The 21,015-nt window shown below is 32.1% G+C and carries 27 protein-coding genes and 5 pseudogenes; 7 read left to right on the top strand and 25 right to left on the bottom strand.

The window, feature by feature from the left end:
* Nucleotides 1–247: 247 nt before the first annotated feature.
* Nucleotides 248–457 carry a KTSC domain-containing protein gene (locus CO726_RS26490; RefSeq protein WP_136699861.1) on the top strand — a complete coding sequence of 70 codons (210 nt, stop codon included), beginning with the start codon at nt 248–250 and terminating at the stop codon, nt 455–457.
* Nucleotides 458–524: 67 nt separating this feature from the next.
* Here CO726_RS26490 and CO726_RS26485 read toward each other — a convergent pair whose 3' ends face one another.
* The 5 genes from CO726_RS26485 to CO726_RS26465 form a co-directional block, all read right to left on the bottom strand.
* Nucleotides 525–737 (bottom strand): YqaE/Pmp3 family membrane protein, encoded by a 213-nt coding sequence (locus CO726_RS26485; RefSeq protein ID WP_099686235.1) that lies wholly within the window; start codon nt 735–737, stop codon nt 525–527.
* A gap of 205 nt (nt 738–942) precedes the next feature.
* Entirely contained in the window at nt 943–1,599 is a 657-nt protein-coding gene (locus CO726_RS26480; RefSeq protein ID WP_099686234.1) for a DUF6944 family repetitive protein, read from the bottom strand.
* 205 nt (nt 1,600–1,804) lie between these two features.
* The gene (locus CO726_RS26475; RefSeq protein WP_099686233.1) at nt 1,805–2,512 is read right to left on the bottom strand and encodes an SDR family oxidoreductase; all 708 of its coding nucleotides are present in this window, start codon (nt 2,510–2,512) and stop codon (nt 1,805–1,807) included.
* A gap of 132 nt (nt 2,513–2,644) precedes the next feature.
* Entirely contained in the window at nt 2,645–2,845 is a 201-nt protein-coding gene (locus CO726_RS26470; protein ID WP_099686232.1) for a hypothetical protein, read from the bottom strand.
* A 41-nt stretch (nt 2,846–2,886) separates the two neighbouring features.
* Nucleotides 2,887–3,222, bottom strand: coding sequence for a hypothetical protein (locus CO726_RS26465; RefSeq protein WP_098760766.1), 336 nt, complete (start codon nt 3,220–3,222; stop codon nt 2,887–2,889).
* A 207-nt stretch (nt 3,223–3,429) separates the two neighbouring features.
* Between CO726_RS26465 and gerPF the strand changes: the two genes are divergently transcribed.
* A complete protein-coding gene (gene gerPF, locus CO726_RS26460) occupies nt 3,430–3,645 on the top strand; it encodes a spore germination protein GerPF (RefSeq protein ID WP_001141565.1) in 216 nt (71 codons plus the stop codon).
* Nucleotides 3,646–3,862: 217 nt separating this feature from the next.
* Here the strand turns inward: gerPF and CO726_RS26455 are convergent, their stop codons facing one another.
* The 6 genes and pseudogenes from CO726_RS26455 to CO726_RS26430 all read right to left on the bottom strand — a co-directional run.
* Nucleotides 3,863–4,198 carry a YolD-like family protein gene (locus CO726_RS26455; protein ID WP_098760767.1) on the bottom strand — a complete coding sequence of 112 codons (336 nt, stop codon included), beginning with the start codon at nt 4,196–4,198 and terminating at the stop codon, nt 3,863–3,865.
* 658 nt (nt 4,199–4,856) lie between these two features.
* On the bottom strand, nt 4,857–5,087 hold the full coding sequence (locus CO726_RS32645; RefSeq protein ID WP_245916766.1) for a KH domain-containing protein: 231 nt from the start codon (nt 5,085–5,087) through the stop codon (nt 4,857–4,859).
* 274 nt (nt 5,088–5,361) lie between these two features.
* The gene (locus CO726_RS26445; protein WP_099686231.1) at nt 5,362–5,580 is read right to left on the bottom strand and encodes a hypothetical protein; all 219 of its coding nucleotides are present in this window, start codon (nt 5,578–5,580) and stop codon (nt 5,362–5,364) included.
* A gap of 497 nt (nt 5,581–6,077) precedes the next feature.
* Nucleotides 6,078–6,929: a peptidylprolyl isomerase PrsA gene (locus tag CO726_RS26440; RefSeq protein ID WP_099686230.1), complete on the bottom strand. Its 852-nt coding sequence runs from the start codon at nt 6,927–6,929 to the stop codon at nt 6,078–6,080.
* A gap of 199 nt (nt 6,930–7,128) precedes the next feature.
* Nucleotides 7,129–7,626: pseudogene (locus CO726_RS26435) on the bottom strand (N-acetylmuramoyl-L-alanine amidase); the annotation flags it as partial.
* Between the two features lie 101 nt (nt 7,627–7,727).
* A pseudogene (locus CO726_RS26430) lies at nt 7,728–8,170 on the bottom strand (hypothetical protein); the annotation flags it as partial.
* A gap of 268 nt (nt 8,171–8,438) precedes the next feature.
* Between CO726_RS26430 and CO726_RS26425 the strand changes: the two are divergent.
* Nucleotides 8,439–8,633 (top strand): hypothetical protein, encoded by a 195-nt coding sequence (locus CO726_RS26425; RefSeq protein WP_099686229.1) that lies wholly within the window; start codon nt 8,439–8,441, stop codon nt 8,631–8,633.
* A gap of 674 nt (nt 8,634–9,307) precedes the next feature.
* On the opposite strand, the gene CO726_RS26420 is transcribed toward CO726_RS26425, so the two are convergent.
* From CO726_RS26420 to CO726_RS26365, 13 genes and pseudogenes are all read right to left on the bottom strand, one after another.
* Entirely contained in the window at nt 9,308–9,490 is a 183-nt protein-coding gene (locus CO726_RS26420) for a hypothetical protein (RefSeq protein ID WP_099686228.1), read from the bottom strand.
* A 128-nt stretch (nt 9,491–9,618) separates the two neighbouring features.
* Nucleotides 9,619–10,155, bottom strand: a complete 537-nt coding sequence (locus CO726_RS26415; protein ID WP_099686227.1) for a C1q-like domain-containing protein — start codon at nt 10,153–10,155, stop codon at nt 9,619–9,621.
* A gap of 245 nt (nt 10,156–10,400) precedes the next feature.
* Nucleotides 10,401–10,712, bottom strand: coding sequence for a hypothetical protein (locus CO726_RS26410; RefSeq protein WP_099686226.1), 312 nt, complete (start codon nt 10,710–10,712; stop codon nt 10,401–10,403).
* The gene (locus CO726_RS26405) at nt 10,694–11,716 is read right to left on the bottom strand and encodes an anti-sigma factor (RefSeq protein WP_099686225.1); all 1,023 of its coding nucleotides are present in this window, start codon (nt 11,714–11,716) and stop codon (nt 10,694–10,696) included. Before CO726_RS26405 ends, CO726_RS26410 begins: the two co-directional genes overlap by 19 nt.
* Nucleotides 11,706–12,207, bottom strand: a pseudogene (locus CO726_RS26400) (sigma-70 family RNA polymerase sigma factor). The gene CO726_RS26405 and the pseudogene CO726_RS26400 overlap by 11 nt, the downstream one beginning before the upstream one ends.
* 133 nt (nt 12,208–12,340) lie before the next feature.
* Nucleotides 12,341–12,499 (bottom strand): hypothetical protein, encoded by a 159-nt coding sequence (locus tag CO726_RS31975; protein ID WP_169513089.1) that lies wholly within the window; start codon nt 12,497–12,499, stop codon nt 12,341–12,343.
* A gap of 330 nt (nt 12,500–12,829) precedes the next feature.
* On the bottom strand, nt 12,830–13,081 hold the full coding sequence (locus tag CO726_RS26395) for a DUF3947 family protein (protein ID WP_099686224.1): 252 nt from the start codon (nt 13,079–13,081) through the stop codon (nt 12,830–12,832).
* 57 nt (nt 13,082–13,138) lie between these two features.
* Nucleotides 13,139–13,492 carry a hypothetical protein gene (locus CO726_RS26390; protein ID WP_099686223.1) on the bottom strand — a complete coding sequence of 118 codons (354 nt, stop codon included), beginning with the start codon at nt 13,490–13,492 and terminating at the stop codon, nt 13,139–13,141.
* Nucleotides 13,493–13,923: 431 nt separating this feature from the next.
* Nucleotides 13,924–14,406, bottom strand: a pseudogene (locus tag CO726_RS26385) (terminase small subunit); the annotation flags it as partial.
* Nucleotides 14,407–14,451: 45 nt separating this feature from the next.
* Entirely contained in the window at nt 14,452–14,904 is a 453-nt protein-coding gene (locus CO726_RS26380; protein ID WP_181950582.1) for a hypothetical protein, read from the bottom strand.
* A gap of 151 nt (nt 14,905–15,055) precedes the next feature.
* Nucleotides 15,056–15,268, bottom strand: a complete 213-nt coding sequence (locus CO726_RS26375; protein ID WP_099686221.1) for a hypothetical protein — start codon at nt 15,266–15,268, stop codon at nt 15,056–15,058.
* Between the two features lie 211 nt (nt 15,269–15,479).
* On the bottom strand, nt 15,480–15,935 hold the full coding sequence (locus CO726_RS26370; RefSeq protein ID WP_099686220.1) for an LCI fold-containing protein: 456 nt from the start codon (nt 15,933–15,935) through the stop codon (nt 15,480–15,482).
* A gap of 337 nt (nt 15,936–16,272) precedes the next feature.
* Nucleotides 16,273–17,430: an exosporium glycoprotein BclB-related protein gene (locus tag CO726_RS26365; RefSeq protein ID WP_136699860.1), complete on the bottom strand. Its 1,158-nt coding sequence runs from the start codon at nt 17,428–17,430 to the stop codon at nt 16,273–16,275.
* Nucleotides 17,431–18,053: 623 nt separating this feature from the next.
* Here CO726_RS26365 and exsF point away from each other — a divergent pair.
* The 3 genes and pseudogenes from exsF to CO726_RS26350 form a co-directional block, all read left to right on the top strand.
* Nucleotides 18,054–18,197, top strand: a pseudogene (gene exsF / locus CO726_RS31970) (exosporium protein ExsF); the annotation flags it as partial.
* Between the two features lie 52 nt (nt 18,198–18,249).
* Entirely contained in the window at nt 18,250–18,447 is a 198-nt protein-coding gene (locus CO726_RS33065) for an exosporium leader peptide-containing protein (RefSeq protein ID WP_099686219.1), read from the top strand.
* Between the two features lie 530 nt (nt 18,448–18,977).
* Nucleotides 18,978–19,283, top strand: a complete 306-nt coding sequence (locus CO726_RS26350; RefSeq protein WP_099686218.1) for a hypothetical protein — start codon at nt 18,978–18,980, stop codon at nt 19,281–19,283.
* Nucleotides 19,284–19,388: 105 nt separating this feature from the next.
* Here CO726_RS26350 and CO726_RS26345 read toward each other — a convergent pair whose 3' ends face one another.
* The gene (locus CO726_RS26345) at nt 19,389–19,640 is read right to left on the bottom strand and encodes a hypothetical protein (protein ID WP_099686217.1); all 252 of its coding nucleotides are present in this window, start codon (nt 19,638–19,640) and stop codon (nt 19,389–19,391) included.
* 201 nt (nt 19,641–19,841) lie between these two features.
* Between CO726_RS26345 and CO726_RS26340 the strand changes: the two genes are divergently transcribed.
* Nucleotides 19,842–20,132 (top strand): DUF4183 domain-containing protein, encoded by a 291-nt coding sequence (locus CO726_RS26340; protein WP_099686216.1) that lies wholly within the window; start codon nt 19,842–19,844, stop codon nt 20,130–20,132.
* The last annotated feature ends 883 nt before the right edge of the window (nt 20,133–21,015 follow it).

The raw sequence follows: 21,015 nt of genomic DNA, 5'->3' as shown, positions 1-21,015 counted from the left end.
TTTTTAATACCTCGTATAAATAATATACCTTTTTTTCAAATGGTCAATATTTTCTTATTTATAAATCAAAGGTGAAATAAAAATAGCACAACGATATGTACTTCGTGTGAACTTCCTTATAATTACGTATAACGAACATTTAATATATTACATATAAGTATAATACCTCTTTAATTATAAGAATTTCAACACCACAACCTCAACATCTACAAGAAATTATTAAAAATGCAAAGTGAGGAGTTGCGTAATGATGAAACTATCTCCCGTCATTTCAAAAAATATAGTTGCTGTTGGCTATAATCCTTTTTCTATGATTTTACGCATTCAATTAAAGCATGGAATGTATGATTTCTTTAACGTACCTGAAAACATTTACACCGGTTTATTGAACGCTCACTCTAAAACTAATTATCACAATACTTATATTAAAAATTCTTACCGCTACACTAAAATTTAAACTTAAACAAAATAAAAAAAGAAAGGAGGTAGTCCGCCTTTCTTTTTAAAATAATTTCACGATTCAACTATCTTCTATTCCTCTTATTAATTTCATCATATGCTCGAATTTGTTTTTTTAAACGCCGATCTGCTTTTTTATCATGTACAACTAATATCGCATGTATAACTCCTGGAACCCAAAATATTAATGTTAATATGAAGTTAATTATTGCTTGAAATGGCTTTCCGCAAAATAATACGGCTACAGGCGGAAGAAGAATTGCCAGTAAATACATCATCTCTTGAAAACTCCTTGTTTTGTATTTTTTATCTCTCTTCATACGCTATTTAAACCATTTTTTTGCATTTCCTATATTTTTATTAACCATTAATAACTTTTCTACTGTTATATATTCTATCCCAATGCCAAAAAACCTGCCACTCCAACTTTTCTACTTATGTAGTAAAATTTAAATTTTACATACCTCCTTTACATGAACAATTTCATATTATTTTTTCTAATCTTTCTTCTTTCTCTATTATAGTTAATCCAATCGCAGAAATAGCAGTTCCTATCGCTTGTATCCAAACACCAATGAGTGCTATTATTCTCTCATTTTTCTTATCACCTAAACTATCTTCCTTTTCTATTCCATTTTTCGGTACATTAACAATACCTTGATATGCTTGAAGTCCAGCGCCTAGACTTTGCAGAGAATTACCTAGTATAATAATTCTTTGTATTGCTTTCATCTGAAGCAAAGCTGCTTCTACTCCTAAAAAAGCTCCAATCGATTGTAAACTGTTCCCGACAATTATGAGATAATCATTCTCTTTCAATTGTTCATTTATATTAAAATATGTTCCTATTACATTTGATATATTCCCTAATGCTAATAACTCAATGCCCATTTTATCGAGCATTTCACTTTTATTCTCCAAACACATATTTTGATTTTCTCTTTCGCCTTCATCTTCGGTATCATTACTCGCTATAATTTGTAATATATACCCGAGGGCTTGTAATGAGCTTCCTACAATTACAATCTTCGATTCCACTTTCTCTTCTCCAATAAATCCTCTTGTCGTCCCAATAGCCGCTGTAAGATTGCCTCCTACTTGAAACCATGCCCCTGTCACTTTTAAACCGCTTCGGTCCATTCTCATCACCTATTTAGAATTTTTCAAATGCATTTGCAATAAACAAATGTCATCCTTAATCCCATATTTATTTTCCATATGTAATTTTGTGCATTCTATAATGTGTTAATCATACAAAAAAGCACCTAAAAGGTACTTTTTAAACAAAGTGTGTATCACTGAAAATATGCTAATTAAAAAGATACTTATACAATTCAATATATATTTACATACATTCTGGGCATGTCAATGAATCTTCATTTTTATCTATTGTTATATTCAATATATATTGAATCGCATGATGTGACCACATTTCAGGTGTGGGTGATTCATTTACGTACTGTGGTGCACATGAATACAGCATTGGGGTGCTAATACTTCCGCCCGGATCTAAAGCAACAACTGCCATACCATAGGGCAATTCCAGTGCCATAGATTTCGTGATACCTTCAATTGCAAACTTTGAGGCACAATATGGCGCAAGCTCAGCTTCCCCCTCTCTCCCCCAACTAGAACTCATATTAATAATCATTCCTTCTTTCCTAGCTACCATCGCTGGGATAAATGCTCTTATTACATTTACTACACCATTTACGTTTATATTCATTACATTTTCGAATTCTTGAACGGTTACTTTCCACAGTGGCGCATTTTTATTAACAATCGATGCATTATTTATTAACAAATCCGGTGCTCTATGTCTATTAAGTATATCATTTGCCCAATTACTTACTTGCTGAGAATCTGAAACATCAATGATTTGAAAATCATGTGTATTACCATAATATTTTTTTAATTCTTCAATTTTATCTTTTGAACGTCCACAGCCAAATATACTCCATCCCAATTCATGAAATCGATCAACCATTGCACGTCCTAACCCTTGCGTCACTCCTGTAATAAATACTATTTTCCCAATGTTGTTTCGCTTCAAATATCTCTCCTCCTTTACAACATTTTACACTCTTCCTTTTCATTCATCCATTTACTAAAGTATCAACTCATCTCATACTTTAGAAGGAGTTTTTATGTAAACAAAAAGAGTAACCATAACAGTTACTCTTACTTATATATCCAAAAAATCATTATTTATTTCGTTATTGCTTTTAAATTTCAGCTTCTCTTTCCCACACTTCTCACATCGATACATATAAACTACACCTAGCTCACCTCTTTTAAAATCTTCATTATCCTGTGTCTTTATAAATCTAAATTTATGTTTACAGTGAGATTCATCAAAAATTTTTTCGAACCATTTTTTCAACATAGAACAGTTCACCTCTATGAAAAAATCTTCATCTAGCGTTATTACATACTTTTATTTAAATTCTCAATCTCATGTTGCAACTTTTTAAATTGTTCAAAATGCATGGTGATAGATTGACTATTTCCATACTCAATACTATGCTTCACCAATAAAACCCCAGTGTCATGAAAAATTGCTTCAAGTTCTTTTCTGATGGATACTTTCGTTATATGAGCTGTTTTAATAGATGATAAAATTGCAATTTCATTAAACTTTAATTTTATTTCATTTGGACAAAATGCTTCTTCAACCAATATAACTTCATTGCTATAAATAAGTGCAACAAGATTACTTGATTTTGCATCTGTTAAATCTACTTTTTTTATAATCTTATTCATTACATTTTGCCTCCCTTGTTTTCATATATAATAATTATACAATTGTTTTTTAATTACTAAACCTTACATTCAGTTTAACACACTTTTATTATGGGATTCAGCTACACTTCAAACGTTTTACTATTCCACAATTTTTGTTACATGAACCATTTGGACTATAACACCATATATTGGTGTTAACAAATTATTGTAAAGCGGGTGAAAACTATGCCCTCAGTTGTAGGGAATTTAGTTGTACAAAATAGTAACGGTTCATTTAACTTAGGTGATTTCTACAACGTTTCTCCGAAAGAAAATACGAAGGCTTATAATGGATCTGGTGCTTCAAACGTTGGTTTTGTTGTTAATACTTTTAACGGTGTTAGTGCGACTAATACGTTTGATTCTGACCTTGCAGATCAAAATCAAGTTGGTACAGCCTAATCCTATTTTTTCATCGTTCTGTTTAAGAATTTTAAATTTGTCTATACTATAATCAGGCTGTTACACAGCTAGTGTTGATTTTTGGAGTACCCTATCTTTTTCTCCCTTTCCCTGGGGCTCAGCAGCTAGTATGAAGCTAGCTGCTTTTTCGTTTCATGTTTTCTGTTCCACATCTAACATAACGTAAAGTAAGCTAAAAGTTAAATTTTAGCTTACTTTACGTTATTTCAATAATATCCGTAGTATTAAATACGTAAGTTTTATAAAATGCGTCAGTGCACATTATAATATGTTTTAGCGGATTTATATGCACCACTGTCATGTAGCTAGTAAGTATGTAGCCATCTTCAAAATATGTCACCAATATTTCTTTCTCAGTCAACAATGACATTAATAATTTATCAGAAATTCTCTCTTTTGCTTCTTTTGTTAAGAGCGGTTTTTGCACTTTAAATTTCTCTCCAATAACTTTTCGCATACTTAACAACTGTTCAGACATTACTGTAAATGGAACCCATTCTCTTTCTTCTTTTTGCACCTTTACATCATTCATTTCTTTATCTCCTTGATTATTTATCCATTCTATTCCACACATATTGTTACTCGATTATTCTTTAATAATTGTTACACTCATATTTGTACCGCATTAATGTGTAGTATGACTCCCACCTCGAAATTCATAGAAGGCAGGTTGCTCGTAAAAGCGGCATTGGTGAAGACTAATAACCAGTGGGGAATGAATACTCCTTACTAATTAAAGTTTCACTTTATTTCTAAATCGTATACTATATGCTCCTAAAGGAACATCCGTTCTAATTATACACGAACTTATGTTCCTTTGAGAAGAGATATATTTATATTATTAATAAAATATAATTTAAATCATTTCACTATACATTTATCCACCATTTATTCTTTCTTCATCAAATACGCTTTTCACTTTCTATTTAGTAGGACGACGTTCACATATCAACAAAAAAAGCGACTTCATACAAAGTGAAGTCGCTTTTTTTCTAATAACATAAATTTCTATATTTATTTTTCTATCCTGACAAGTGTTCTTCCTGGAATACAAATTTCATCTATATGAAAATGATTTATTTTTAATTTTAATTCTCCCACTCGTTCCTTATCTTCATCACCAACCCAACAACTGAATAATTCAAAATAGTCCCCTTCATTTAAATACCCTTCCATAATCGAGCATAAAGCTAATAGCTTTTTTTAGCTTCTTTCTTCTCCTTTGTATTTTGCCACTCAACAAGTTCAATGCCCCAATTCGTTGAAACTTCATACGTGTAACTTGTTTGAAATTGAAACTCTTGTACAATTTCAAGCATACTTTCATCTAAAAAACACGGTCCAAAAACAATTACATCATTAGAATCTGGATCCGTTAACGGAACTTCTACATTGCACCCTATATAACTTGCTAAACTCATTTTTACTCCTCAAATATTCGTAAAAAAATACTTCACATGAACATTTATCTACTCAAATATAAAATCCCTGCCTAAACTGTTTTTTAAATTTTTCGAATTCATTAGCCATCTATAAATGAAAGCATATATTATTAAGAATGAACTCACAAAATTTTAGAGACTTATAATGAACCACAATTCGTTCCTTATGAATTTCTATGAAAAGGGAACAATTTAAACACTCTCTTTTCGTACATACTATATAACACTATTAACAAATAATTAATCCTTATTATTAAATGTATTTTGGTTGTACTATTATATGTAATTCCCTCTCTGTTACTGCTTTTTTTGGGTGACGAAAATACTCTAATTCGTATTTTAATACTGCATAATCTACCATCCCGATCTTAATCCCTTTCGTTTCTTTTAAAATAGCTAATAAATTACTTATATCTTCATCATACGATTCAAAAATTTTCGCTCCGCCTTCTCTTTGAAAAATTACTTTCACATTTTTTCCTCCCTGCATAATTTATTTATCTATTCAATAATTCATTTCAAAGTATTCATTCTTCTCCTTAAAATTTCATACTAAAAAGAACATCCATTTTAATAGAATGCTCTATTTTCCACTTCATTTAGCGTCAATATTTTTTCAATATTATTGTATGTTTCATTCTACGAATTATGTTTATCCACTTCAATAAAGTAAAACTTAAATCAATTAGGCTTTTGTTCATCCCCACTAATAATTAATCCACACCAATCGGGCTTTTACGGGATAAAGTTAATAAATTCGTTTTATATTTAATGAAATTAAACAAACAAAACATTATAATATCAACATTTTATGAAGTAATGATTATTCCACCTTAAAAAAATTACATAAATTCCCATTGTAATTCTTAATATTTAAATGTAATATTGTATTGTCTTACTATCTATTTATAACTCACACACTAACTAGAAAAGGGAACCTATATAGGTTCCCTTTTCTAATTACAGTCATTATTTCTTTTCTAGAAATTCAAATGTATTTTTAAAGTTTTTATCATTCACCTTAATATCAGCATCTTTCAATAAATCATTGACTACTTGCTGTTTCCATTTGCCTGTCGTATCTTGTAGTCTTTGCTGTTCTAAGTCTTTACGGATTTGATCTTTTACTTCATCAAATGGCTTTAATTCTTTTTTATCCGTCACTTTAATAATATGGTAACCGTAAGTTGTTTTTACTGGCTCACTTACTTGTCCTGCAGCTAATTTATATGCAGCTTCCTCAAATTCTTTCACCGTTTGCCCTGGAGCAAAACCAGTTATTTGCCCGCCTTGTTCCTTTGAACCAGTATCCTCTGAGTATTGCTTCGCTAAAGCCGCAAAATCTTCACCATTATTTACTTTCTCTTTCACTTCTTTAGCAGTCTTTTCATCTTTCACTAAAATGTGACTTACCTTCATTTCTGGTTTATAGTTATCTTTTACATCTTTTTCTGTGACAGTCGCTTTAATCGCTTTCTCAAATGCAATTTCTGGTTTCATTTTTTCTTTTAATTCATCTTCATTTTTCAACCCAACTTGGTCTAAAGTCGATTTGAAGTTGTCACCCATTTTATCTTTTGCTTCTTCTACTTGTTTTTTTGCTTCCTCATCTGAAACTTTATATTTATCTAGCAATGCCTTACTTAACACCATTTGGTATAAAGTACTTTCCCCATATTTTTGTCTTAATTCTTTACTTAACTCTTTCTCTGTAACATTTCCTACTTTCGATGTTACTACGTTGTCTGAGGAACCACATGCAGATAATGCCAGTACTACGCATGAAATAATTGTTCCTAAAAATAGCTTTTTCTTTTTCAATTCAAAATACCTCACTTTTATTATTATACAAGAATAACTATACAATGTACTTGTGTATACAATGTGTTTTCTACATGTAATGTAATTCATTTCATTTGAAAAAACTATGCAGCATATTCTTTTTGTTCAAATATTAAAGGTCATCTTACTATGTATCAGTAATATGACCCTTTACGTATCCCTAAAAGCATGTAACTACTTATAGATACTTAATAGTTACATGTTCTTCGGGTATCCAATTATTTTGCACGATATCTATCGCATTTTTGGCTCTGCCCCACACACGAAAAGATTTTGATCCATCAATATTACCTTTATAATTTATACATTCAGGCTCCGCATAGCAGTTAACTCCATACCCAACAGGATATTTTGAGGATGCATAAAACCATTTCACATATACCCACTGTTTATCGTTACCTAAGCAAATCATATCTTTATCTGCCCCTCCCCAATAACCATGTAAGACTAAATATGGAGTTTTTTGAGTGATTGTACCTGTAAACTGAGGATTCGCAGGATTTTCATATAAGTTTATAGCATATCCATCAGGATATTTTGAAACTGCAATACCGATACCATTTAATCGCTGTGTATCTTCTTTGTTAAATTGAATAGATTGATTTACTTGATCCGAACTTATAAACCAAGAAAGCGGCTTATTTCTAATTAATTGATTCAAATCACATTTCCCAATATACTTTTTATTATCATATTCAAAGCTAGTTTTATTGAAAGCTCCTTATGCCTAATACTAGCGATCTATAATATAAATAAAGAGAATCTAAATTATTTTTCAAAAGTTTGACATAAATTTGAAATATCATCGTTAAAAAATTGAATTACTTGCGCAGCAAAAACCGGAAAGATAACATTTGGCCCACCAGGAAGCTGAGGCTGTACAACAACTTGCTCAAAATAAGGATTATTTTCTAACTCCACTTGAAATAAATGAGCAATTTCAAATGCATCTAGTGAACATGGAAGTGGGTTTACAATGTCATTTTCATTATTAGTTACAATAACTGTTACACTTAAATTTCCAATTTTACATTTTTTAGAAACGTCGCTAACGCTATCGCTTTTTCATTACTTAACGCGTGCACTAAAATAATATAATTCCCGCCGACTGGAATTAACGGACCAACTGAAACAGTTGGATCAGCACCAATTAAATTTTTCAACTCATTGAAATATGTGATCCACGGTGGGGAAAGCTGAGCTTGTACATTTTCTTGCACTCTTTCATTACCTCCTAATACAATTCTTACTATTATAATATGTACCAAGGAAAAAAGTATATTAGATAAGTTACTTATTTTTGCCTATTATATCAATGAAACATTTTATAGAATATTCTCAGGTTCCACTGTATTTTCCACATTCTTACCACGCCATAAAATTCCATATCATTATCAACTCAACTAAAATTTCATATTATATTAATACGCCTTTATAATCTGAACGAAAAAGCGCAGTATACGATACTGCATATTAGGAGCTGATTTCATGGAAAAAAAACCTATCGTATTCAAAGTTCCACCAAATTCAAAGCTAAAAGTTACATTTTTCGGTCCTTGTAACGAGGTAATTACAAATGTTTCTATAATTAATCAACTTTCCACACCTAAATGTCAAACTATTACACAATATCCAAACTATAAAAAATACGAAACTGAAGTGCGATCATTATCCAATTGTTAATCTGTTCTATTCACAATCCTTACAATTTAGTTAGCTAGACGACTTCGGTAATAGACTAAAATTACTCATTTCATGAGATTCCATTGATAATCTATTGATTTTTTACACGTTTTTATTAACCGAGCATATATTATCGTATGGAGATTATCCACTCATAAAACCTATCTTTCTTTAGAGCGTACTTTTTATGTATGCTCTTTTTTTATTTACCCCTTATTCTGTACAAATAAACCTGTTCACTATTATATTTCATGAGTGGTAAACCCATCTGGTGCTTATAAACAACCTAATCAATGTGTACTCAACAACACTCCTTTATTTATTATACATTCACTATAATCCTTGCAGTTTCTTTCAATTTTTGAGAAATTGAAATTCTCCTTCTAAATTAGCCAAAGATGTATTAAAATTCTTTATATACTCAAGGAGGTCAAATATGTTCAAGTTACATCCAATACTACTTATCTTAGGATTTATTTTATTTTTATATAGCATAATCGCCTTAATGCTATTCCTTTCAGTACATTAAGCAATACCTACACAAACATATGTTAAATATGTAATTTCTATATAGTAAAGAAAAAGCCCGTATTTATATGGACTTTTATGTATTCCCAAATTATGATGTTTTTCTATTCCATAAGACGACTAGCAAATGTAATCCCAAAAAACTTTCACCACCATGTTACTTGTTTCATTACACTCTTTTTATTTCCTGTAGAAGATCTAATACTTAAAATAAGATATCCTCTTTCCACCCCAAAACTGCAAAAACTAATTTTGAAACTTCTTCTTTCATTTTTATGTTGTACTTCATTGACGTTTTTATTTCCACTTTCATCACTACATCCTAGCATGCGAAATGCTCCTAAAATAAACTACATTCAACCTATTTACTTATATATTTTAGAAAAGCAATAATAATCCCCCACCATTTGGTGAAAGGGATTAACTAAACCTGCTGAAAAGTACTTTATTGTCTTCATTATTCAGTTGGAGAAGGGAATCTTGCAGCTTCAAAATGTGAGCCATCTTCCGAAGAACTTAAAACTCCGTCTATGCTACTTTGTGCATAAACCTCAACTTGGTCTCCTTCATCCAATTGAACGATCGTCGAAACACTTACTACATTTCCAAAACTTATTGGACCAAAAAAGTCATTATCTATAGCTATTGCTGCGTTTCCATTCACACGAATTTCTACACGAGCTCTATAATTTAAGTTAGGATCGTTCGAAAAAAAACCAATCGTTCCAATTATAGAGTAAACCCCTCTAGTCTTTGGAGTAAAAATAGAAGTTGCTGGATTATACTCATTTGCTAAATCAAATTGTTCATTTTGGAACAATACTTTTACAAAAGTATTGGCAGGAACAGGTTGATTCACCGTATTTCTAGCTCTAAATGCTGATGCCCTAACAAGACTATCCTTGTTGTCATTACACTTACTGGTGTTCTTACAACAGTTATGCTGTTTCTTTTTACACTCTTTACAATACTTACAATAGTAATAGCAAGACATAACAGTTCCCCTTTCATGCTTATTACTACATATTATGTAAGGGGGATTCGTAATGTTTGGACGAGCTATTGTTTTAGCCCTATACTTGTCGCCTATTTATATACACGTGAACAGAAAATATATCCATAAAACCACAACCTAGATGTATAGTGCTCTCTATTCAATTTTGATAGATTCTTCCCTTATCTATTTTACTTTTTATGCATAAAAAAAGAACGAATCTACATTCGCTCTTTCACACATATTTATGGCCCAAAGCTTATCATCCAACCTAACATAAATCCAAATATAGCAAACAGTTGCATAAAAACAAATAAACTACATGCCCACAATGCATATTTTCGACTTTTACTTTTTGTGATCATGCCTACGACTGAACAGAGCAACCCAGCACCAACTATTTGAAGAAAACCTTCGCCTATAAATGTTTCTGGAATAAGCAATATAATGTTCAAATACAATAACGCTAGAAAAGCAATAATTAATGAAATAGTCCCCATCCATGTTTCCTGTTTATAAATATGATTCTTTCTTTTTTTTAAGAATGCCAGTTCCATAATCTCGCTTCACCTACTTTCAATTTTCTAACTTTTTCATGATTCATCAATTTTTCGACTTCACCTTTAGGTCCAGTTACAACTGCCCCATATGTTTTTATCCCTTTTTTTTCAAGAAAAGAAATACGCTTTGACAACTCTAATGTTTTCGCTCTCGATAGCTTCACTGCTAAATTTTCATGCTTCTGTAATGACTTTAACACCCTGATAAATTGTTCCTCATGAGGTGAATCACTTACAAAAGGACCACTTAGACTTGAAATCGTATCTGCTGGAAAACCAATCGGGGCAACATACAGACCCTCATCATTTTTCTGCTTTTCCTCAAATCCTGTATTCACGGCGTACCAAACAATATCAATAGTAGGAAACATATTCGTTACCTCTTGTACACTTAATAATTCTCTAAAAGATACAAATGCTTCTACAACAGATTCTTGTGGAAGACCTTTTAATACCTGTGCTTCTTCACTACTACTATAGGACGTATTATAATTATTAGGATGAAACAATACCTCATTATCTATATATGGGATTTCTAGAATTTTTTCATCTGTTGTGTATTCACGGCTTACTTTTGCTACTTTACTTAATAAATAATATGTTTTCTCTTCACCTATTCGAATATCTTTCTTTCCTACCCTTTTATACAAATCGAAATGCAATTGTAAACTAAGCGGTAACAATGTTTGCTCCATGTCTCTTTCTTTCATATATACATTTGGTTCCGTTACACTTAACGTTTGGTTTACTACATTCCGTATCTCCATTGCGTTTGTAGGTGCAAATATATAGTATGCAAGTGTAGATATATATATAATAGGTTGAACAAGTAATAAAAAAGTAAATACAATTAAAACATTCGTAATACGCGCTCTTTTTTTTCCTGTTTTCAACACTTGCTCCTGTTTTTCATCAGGAAGTGAATCCGGTCTTTGATGAAGAGCTTCTTGTAACAATTCTTTATAATCTTCTTGTTCAGAATGAGGTTTATCATTTGTCATTATGACTCTTTTCCTCCTTTAACAATTCTTTTAATCTCTTTCTCCCGCGAAATATGTGACTTTTATACGTGTTTAACTTTAAATCTAATACAGACGCACCTTCTTCGTACGTTAATTGATGTACGTCACATAATAAAATAGCTTGTGCCTCTACCATAGGTAAAGTATGAATAATCTGAATTAACTTTTCGTAACTATTTTTTGCGACTACATACTCTTCTGTAGATTCTCCTGCTTGTATTGCCTCTAATTCCTCCGTTCCTACAAAAATTACTTTTTTCTCTTTTCTAACAAAATCAATAAACGTATGATATGCCACTTTAAAAAGCCGTGATTTTACCTTTTGGTTTTTCATAGTCTTCTAGATAAAGATACGCCCGATAAAAAGTCTCCTGCATCAAGTCCTCCGCTACGTGATGGCTACGGGAAAGGGAAAATAAATACCTGTACACGTCGTTTATATAAACCTTATATATTTCTTCAATCTCCATCCCCTCCTCCTTTCATATATAACACGAATAAACAAATCAAAAAGTTTCATTATTTTTCCTTTTTTTATTTATTAAAAAGAAAAAATTTATACATTTTAATAACTATTTACAATTATAAACAAAATATGTGATGTTATGTCTGTAAATATCCTTCAAAACCAGTTAAAAGACGGTTCGGATCTTCTTCTATTCTTGTAGGCTCATAGTCATAAGAAAATAGTCCTATACGATATAAACACAGATAGGACTTCGGTGTTGCATCTCGACCTGGTTCACGTAAGTAAATGTTCATGTATCCTTCTGTACAAAGCCACTAACCATCATTTGTCATGATAAGATAGTTCCTATTTTTTCTTTAACCGTCTCCTTCTCACAAAAAAACTTCACTTGTAGTATGTACAGGGATTATCTCATGGATTATTTACAAATTATATGTGGGGACTATTTGACGCTTACATAAACACAATTTCATCCCCCTCAATTGTGCCCGCCATTTGTAAGCAATAAGACTCACACCTCAAAATTCGGCACATACGCGAAAGTTAGGTGGGGGCCCTGTTGACCATTTGGTAAGAGTTAATAATCGGTTTTGAACCTGCCCCCAACTAATAAAAATTTTTCTTTATAGATTAAATACAGTTCCATATGGGATCGTAAGAAAAGAACTTCCGTACGGTGTAATAGGATGCACTGGATAAAAATACTCCATGGATGAATAGTACGGCTGGATACCTTGTTGCTGCATTTGCATTTGTTGTTGCATTTGTAACGCTTGTTGAACAGCTTGAACTGTACTTTGTGCTCCGCTATACGTTATAGATGTACCATATGCTGGTCGCATACCCGCTTGAGAAGCAAAATATGAATAAAACATTCTCCCCACCCACTTCCATATCATTTGAAAAATCTGTTAAGCTACTTTACATTCATTTTATCCCCAAGACAAATGATAAATATATTCCCCCGTTACACTTTGATTAATCCCAGTAATTCTAGCAAACCTCATTAAGTCCGCCCCTTGAAGAAAATACATCACAAGCATTACTGGCACTTGCGACCACATAAACTGATAAAGCTCCTCGACTCTCAGGTTTGTCGAAACAATTAAATCATTTACAGGTCCTTGACTCCATACAGAAGTTCTAACTGAATTAAAAGGTAGATCATTCCCATTAACCACTATTCTTGCCATACTTTCAGTTATGTCCACATCAATTCCCTCCATCATTACAAAAATTAGACCTGTGTATTTACTCCTTTCGTTATAAATATTCTTAACCTTCATAAATGTCTAAGGCAAACCTCTATTTTTACTTCTATTCAAATGAATTTATTTCATCCAGCAAACAGATAAACGGAAATTTTAGTATTACTCTCCTTCAACTTCCGTATCATTTAAGTCATTTACACCCTTATTCAGCTTTTACAATTCGGTATGCAAAATTACATATCTTATTATCTCAATATCACTTTATTTACTACAAGTTGATAGAAAAAACATTAAAACTAATTGATAAACCAACGTTTGTAATTTAATTCCTTATTTTAAATTCTGCCTCTTTATTTTTAAACACTATATTCAAATAATTATATTGGAATTTCTTGTTGTATACACATCTATCTTTTTCAGGTATTATATACGAGAAGAGTAAGGTAAGAGTTACTCTTTGCCATTTTAGGAAAGGTCCTGTTGGAAACAACAGGACCTTTTTTCGTATTAGCAAAAGCAATTTTGATGTACTCATTCAATACATCCATCGCTTCCACAAAGATATTCTCAACCATTTCACCTTTAATCTCTCGAATATATGTTGCTATACGTTCTCTTCTCAGTAAACGGCTACTTGTAACATGCGAGCTACTCTTGGCATAGCCGGCTTTCAATGCAGCTTGCGTACCATTGAAATACTTCACGTAATACAAACAAAAGAGCCGTTCTTGTTCCGTTAGCTCTTCATCATCTAGCATCTTTTTTAACTTGGCTTTTGTCTTGGGATTTTTAACATTGGTAACGCTCCTTTTCGCAATAGTAACGTTACCTTTTAATTGTTCATCCCATTTGTCTTGTGATTTCCACTTTCTGATTTGAGATGGCTTTAAGTTTAATTCTTTCGCAATCTCAACAAGCGGCTTCTCACCATTGCTTGCTTTATATATTTCGAATGCTTTATCTCTGTCTGGGCTACGTTGTCGTGCCACAATCACCACCTCACGATAATCTCTTTATAAAATAAATAATAAAACTTATTCTGACACTAACTGCTCTTTCTCATATTCATCCATTAAGTAGAGCAACACGTAATAACAATGTCCACCTACAAGCTTATGAGCAAAGGAAACCTTCTCTGGTTTACTTAGTTTCTTCATTACATCATAAACATCTGCCTTTACTTGTGAGTAAGATGTGTTATCTTTTCGTTTATAACACATTTTAGTTATTATAATCCGGAAATCACACATAACCATTTCGTCATCTGTTTCAGAACGCATAATCACCTTTTCTACATCTCGTCCAACTTCATCTATGTTGATATTAAATTGTAAACACAATGCTCCGAGATATTTAAAAAGTAATTCTCTAAAGTGTTTGCTATCAAATACTTTTATAACAGCATAAATTTCTTCTTTAGTCATCCCTATCTTATGGACTTCATTCACTTTGCGAATTTCATTTAATGCTTGTTTTAATTTCTCCACGCTACTCACCACCTCGCGGTAATTCCTGAATTGTTTAACAGAAAATTCAAATAAACATTTTACAAATATGTCCAAGTTAATATAATAGAATTAACATTGCCATCTGGAAAAGTAATTCGCCCCCATGCGAGTTGCTTTTCCTTTTTTATGGCTATTGTTTTAGGAATTCATCCACCGTTTTACCAAGCAAACTAATCATTGCTTCTCTCTTTTGCTTTGGTGTTGTGTTATCTTGCATTTCATTAAAGATAGGAAGCACACTTTCTAATTTCTGTTTATCAATACGCTCATTTACAAGGTCCTGTCCTAACATTGAAATGAATGTACCGATTGCAACCGCTTGTTCTTGTTTGGTTAATTTAATCCATTTATCTCACTCCTTTAAGCGTTTCTTTCTTAATGACAACATCTTTGATTGAAGCTGCTATAGCTCAGCTACAAGGTCTGCTGTTACTTATCTTCCTAAACAATCCATTTTAGTAATGTATAATAATCTTTTTATCATCAATATAAAGCGTCACAAAAATAGAAGCGTGCTCAATTAATTGAACACGCTTCTTTATTAATGTTCCATATTAATACTTTTGTCCCTCATAACATCCAGTGTAAATTCCTGTTGATTGATTAAAATGCATAGCTTTGAAATACCATTTAATACGCTTTTCTGTTTGATCCCAAACGTTTGCAAAAACACCCGATTTCCTCTTTCTATAATACTTCCCTCTCTTCATCCCAAGTACCGTATAAATATATTCATCATTTAACTCTTTACGATTCATATATTTCATTTTGAGTATTTGTTGCTCGTTCTCGTCAAGCGCTTCTTCAAATGCTCTTTTTAATTGTCTGTATCTAATTTCATCTTCCGTACACTTCTTGAGTTCTGGAAATAACAATTCAACACCGAACGCCGCTTGCTCTTCAATATTTTTAAACTTCACTTTCAATACGCGGTATTCTTGTAACTCTTCTATCACGAAAGGGCGTATTTCTTTCTCCTCTATATGCTTGAAAAATGATAATTGGTCCAAATATAATCCTCCCACGTCTCAATCCTTACATATATAAGGCTAAAACTTTAAATATTTTAGATATATACCTTTATATGTGTATGAAATTAGTTCGTAATCCACAATCGGCTATAAACCTTTATTTTTTTACGTCTATTATTATGTAATTTACTAGCAGTGATCATTTAACTTAACAAAATCTCACCAGATTCTCTAAGCATATTTAATGGTTTTCACCAGGCATAAAGTATAAAAACAATTAAAGAAAAGAGACTGCCTTCAAAAGTTAATCTGTGGATACTTTTTTGACAATCTCTTTTCTTATATCAAAATTTTCAACTACAAAACTTACAAGTGATTATACGAATGTTATACCTGCACTTGCGAAGCCTGTAATAGCAGTAGCTATATCAAAACCAGGTGTAGTTGATGAAACAACAAGTAATATCTTATCTTGTGGAGCGACCGCAATTGCTTGTGCACTAATACCACTTGAATTAGCACCGATAGCAATAAGACCACTAAATGCTGGTGTTAATAGTAACGGTGTACCTACTGGAGTGAAAGTATTACTTGCTGCTGGTGCACTGTACAACTGCATTTGAATTTGTATGCTTCCTAATGCTAAAGCAACCGCTACCGTTACACTAAAGAATCCTGCTAACGAAGTAATTGTACCTGCGCGAGGAGCTACAAATGCGAAATCTAATACTGGAGGTACAGGACCTATAGTAATTGGGCCACCAGGTGGGACAATTACAGGGAAGAATGAACTTCCAAATCCAACAAGTGCCCCTGTGTTTGCCAACCCACCTAAAACAGTTGTTAATGCTACTGGTGTACCTGATGCATACGGAATAACAGCTCCGCCTCCTGTTGCTCCTGTTGGACCTGTTGCTCCCGTTGGACCTGTTGCTCCCGTTGGACCTGTTGCTCCCGTTGGACCTGTTGCTCCCGTTGGACCTGTCGCTCCCGTTGGACCTGTTGCTCCTGTTGGACCTGTCGCTCCCGTTGGACCTGTTGCTCCCGTTGGACCTGTCGCTCCTGGAGTAGCGTTGATTAATTGAATTAATAAATTAAAAAGAACTTGTAAAGTTGCAGAATCGATATTTGAGTTACAGGATACAGGGATAAGATCTAAAGCGAAGAAGAATTGTGCAAGGGCGCTATAAAATTGTTGCAATAATGTTGACAATTGTCCTAAATTAGGTGCTGGAGATTGTAATAAAATTATAATACTTTGAGTTAATTGTTTCAAAAAATTAACTTCTGGGGAAGATAGTAAGGAATTTAAGAAAATTAAAAATTGATTAAATAAATTGAGTAACGCTACTCTGTTTGCATCACTTGGATTTGCAAAAAATGCTGAAATAGCTGGTATTAATGAATTTAGTAAAGTAATTAATTGACTTAATTGTTGGCTAGTAATAGGAACTGACTGTGGATTTTTACAACAATCAGCTGAAAAAACAATCGGATTGCAGTTATTATGACCAAAACAATCATTATGTTTCATTTATTTCCTCCTTATTTAATAATTTTGAGAGAATACTCTTATACTAAGAAACACTCAATTGTAATGGTGTTGAATATTTTTAAATATTCATTTTTCTTAGTATAAAAATAGTTACAAATAATTAAACTATAAAAATTTAGTTTAATTACATTCACAACTCACATAATATAAGTATACGCATCTATTTATATAGTGCTTAGATTAATTTACTAATAAAAACGCATATTTTTAAAGGAATACGCTATTACTCCTATCAACGTGTTTATTTTATCAATAAACGAAAAACATATTAATTTATAAGTTCAATAATTCCATTCTAGAGTAATATCAAATGAAGTTTTTTGAAAAAGTTTAATCCTCATAACATAGTTGTTTGTATCATGGGTTTCTAATAATGCATTGTATTTTCCATTGAGAGCTAATCATTTTGCTTTTGCTGACTAATTTTTATTTTTTGTAACAATTTATACTCATCTTACATAGATTATCTTGAATCCTTACTTGTCAAACCATTTAATTGTTCATGACTCACAAACATTAACAATATATGAATGGTGTACTGATTCATAGAAGAGTACCATATAATGGTGCTCTTTTTCATGTCCTATAAAATGAAATTTTGTATAAAAACTGGTGAAGTAGATGTATCCAGCGGTGTTATTCTTATTAACTTAAACCCTGGTGATTTAATTCAAATTGTACCAGTTGAATTAATTGGTACAGTAGACATTCTTGCTGCAGCGTTAACAGTTGCGCAAATTGCTTAATAAAAATCAATGCATTTACTGTAGCTAATACAAGTTTTTAGGAGGTGAATATATGCTTAACGAAAAAAATTCTGAGAATTCTTCAACTAGTGATTTCTTATACTCTGCTGCACTTGAACCTAATGCTATTGGTCCAACATTTCCACCTCTTCGGCCATTCTCATTACCTACTGGTCCTACTGGCTCTATTGGTCGATTTATACTATCCCTACTGATAATAATAAACCTATCGATTCTACTGAAACGTTAAAGCACTTTTTGATAAAATATCATTAAATCCAAATATTCAATAATTAGGCGAAAATATAATTGAAATTGTTTTTAATACCAAGATAAATCGTTTAAATTTACTGTCTATAATTCTTATTTGTTACGAATACGACAGTTGTTGTTAAAGGTCCAAAAAAGGTCCTAGATATCTAGGATTCTTTTTTATCCATTATTATTTAGTTATTCCTACCCATTCACCATGCCAGTTATTTTCTATAATCATAGATTTCTCTCATATTAGTTGGACCTTCCCATTTCCCTTCACATACCCACTTCTTCTTGGGTTTTCCAACATAGGTAAAGCTACGCTCATACATAATGCTTATTTCCTTATCTGGAATTTCCTTTTAATTCATACGATACGGTTCCCCTCCGTTCGATCTGCTTACTTTTCAAAGGATTATTTTATTAAGTTTTAAACATACCCAAAGCCGAGTGTTCCCAGATGATATAATATAGTCAATTAGAAAAAATTCACTTTATTAACCCCAAAGAAATGAGGTGACTTTTATGAAAAGTATGAATAAATGGGTACTAGCTATTAGCTACTTTTTTGTTTTAACACTCGTTCTCCATTTATCATTTAAAATGTTGATTTTAACCGCTATGGATCCTACTACTGGCTTTCCAACTTCAAGATTTCTCATTGGACTGTTAACTTTAGTATGCGGAGGTTGTTTATTAGGTTTTGGCGCTAGAAAATATATTTTTTCCTCTTCAAATATTAAAAGTGAACAATGGAAAGTTGCAGCAAAGTTTACCTTGTTGACGACTCTATCTTGTTTTACTGCAATGCTTATTTTTTATTGGGTTTAGCCTTGAATTTTTTTACAATATATATCTGACCCTGAATAAAACTCAATATTCCGTAAATACTAAAGTCACATGGTTATCTTTCCTCTGTTTTTCTTGGGTGAGCAGTTAGCTTTTGCTAGCTGCTCTTTGTTTGAATTTATTAATTAACCATTCTTTATCATCTGCATGTTCTTCACATAAATCTTCAGCTCGATCTAAGATAGCTTCTACTCGTTTGATATCTTCTTGAGTGACATCGTTTTTCAATTCGTATAATTCTTTCTCGAGCTCTTCAATACGTTTTCTTCTATTTTTTAATTCTCTGACTGCAAAATTAAAGTCATCCTTCAATAATTGATACTTTGTGGAGCCTTTCATCGAACCACCTCATTTCTCTACAAAATGAAATTTTTATTAAAAACTTTCTTACCTTCCAACATCCATAAAATAGAATTAAAATTTATGCTCATATACTAGTCCATACGCCGTTTCTAGTATAAAAAAACGTCATAGAATACAATATAGGACAAACTTTCTTTTAAAATAGTCCTAATAAAAATGAATAGGAGGTGAATATCAATGGCGATCATACCTCCATTTATAGCTTCTAGAAGATTTACTTCTACACTAGGTGCGGGTACAGGTACAGGTGCTACGTTTGCAATTGCTGCTACAGCTTGTTTGAATGATGCTGGAGTTGCTGCTACAGCGTTCCCAACCTTCACGTATTATAATTTCTACCTAAACGGTGTACTTCAGCCAGGCGGAGACTCCAGTGTTACTACTGGCCCAACTGGAGCTATCACAATTCCTGGTGGAAATGCATTCGATCCAGCAATTCCAGTTACAGTTGAATTTATCATAACTTAATCTGCATCTTTTACTTTTGGACAGGTTTCTTAATAAAGAAATCTGTCCTTCTTATTAAAATGAAATTTTTATTAAGCTTCCTTCATTCCCGCATAACATTTCCAATTCCGTTTAATACTATAGCTGTAACTTACAGTTACATAGCATTTACTTGTAGGGCCTAATTTTCTTTTGTACAACAAGTGGTTAGCTAATTAAGCTAGCTACTTTGTTGTGCCAAATGAAGTTTTTGTTATACTTCCTCTCAAAACCCAAAATATGTTAATATATACATAGATTAACAACATTTATCATTTAGACATTTAAGAAAGGATGATAAAATGGTTATTTTTCAATGGTTAGAATCCTGGTTATCTAGTGACATTCTTCATTTTAATTCATTTGTAGGTATAACAACCTTTCTTACTCTAGCATCTGTCATCTTATTCTCTATAACATTTAAGAAAATAGGTACCAACGACACAGAAAGGCTTAGAATCAAGCTCCAAATATCTTATACAATGTGTACTTCACTACTTGTCTTATTAGCCATCTTTATTCTGTGGATGCCTACAAATACTATCTATTTCAGACAGTATCTCATCATGATAATCTCCATCTCACTTCTTTTGGGATCAATATCTGGCCTGTACAATTATAGAAAAGAAACACTCACAGAGAGTTAAACTCTTTTTTAGAACTCGTTGCAGTTAGCGGGTTCTTTTTTTATAAAATAGCGTTTTGGTTTAAAATAATGACCTTACCCATTTGGACACAATTACCAGTATTTTTACCAAAAAATTCATGATATGGTTAATTAGTCGAGTACGTCATTACTTGGCACTTACCCTTAGAAGCCCCGCGGACAATCGGGGTTTCTTTTTATCAATATATAGTTGTCAAA

The sequence above is a fragment of the Bacillus fungorum genome (assembly GCF_002746455.1).
Taxonomy (GTDB): Bacteria; Bacillota; Bacilli; order Bacillales; family Bacillaceae_G; genus Bacillus_A; species Bacillus_A fungorum.
The sequence above is the reverse complement of the archived record's forward strand: the minus strand, read 5'-3'. Positions and strand labels throughout refer to the sequence as shown.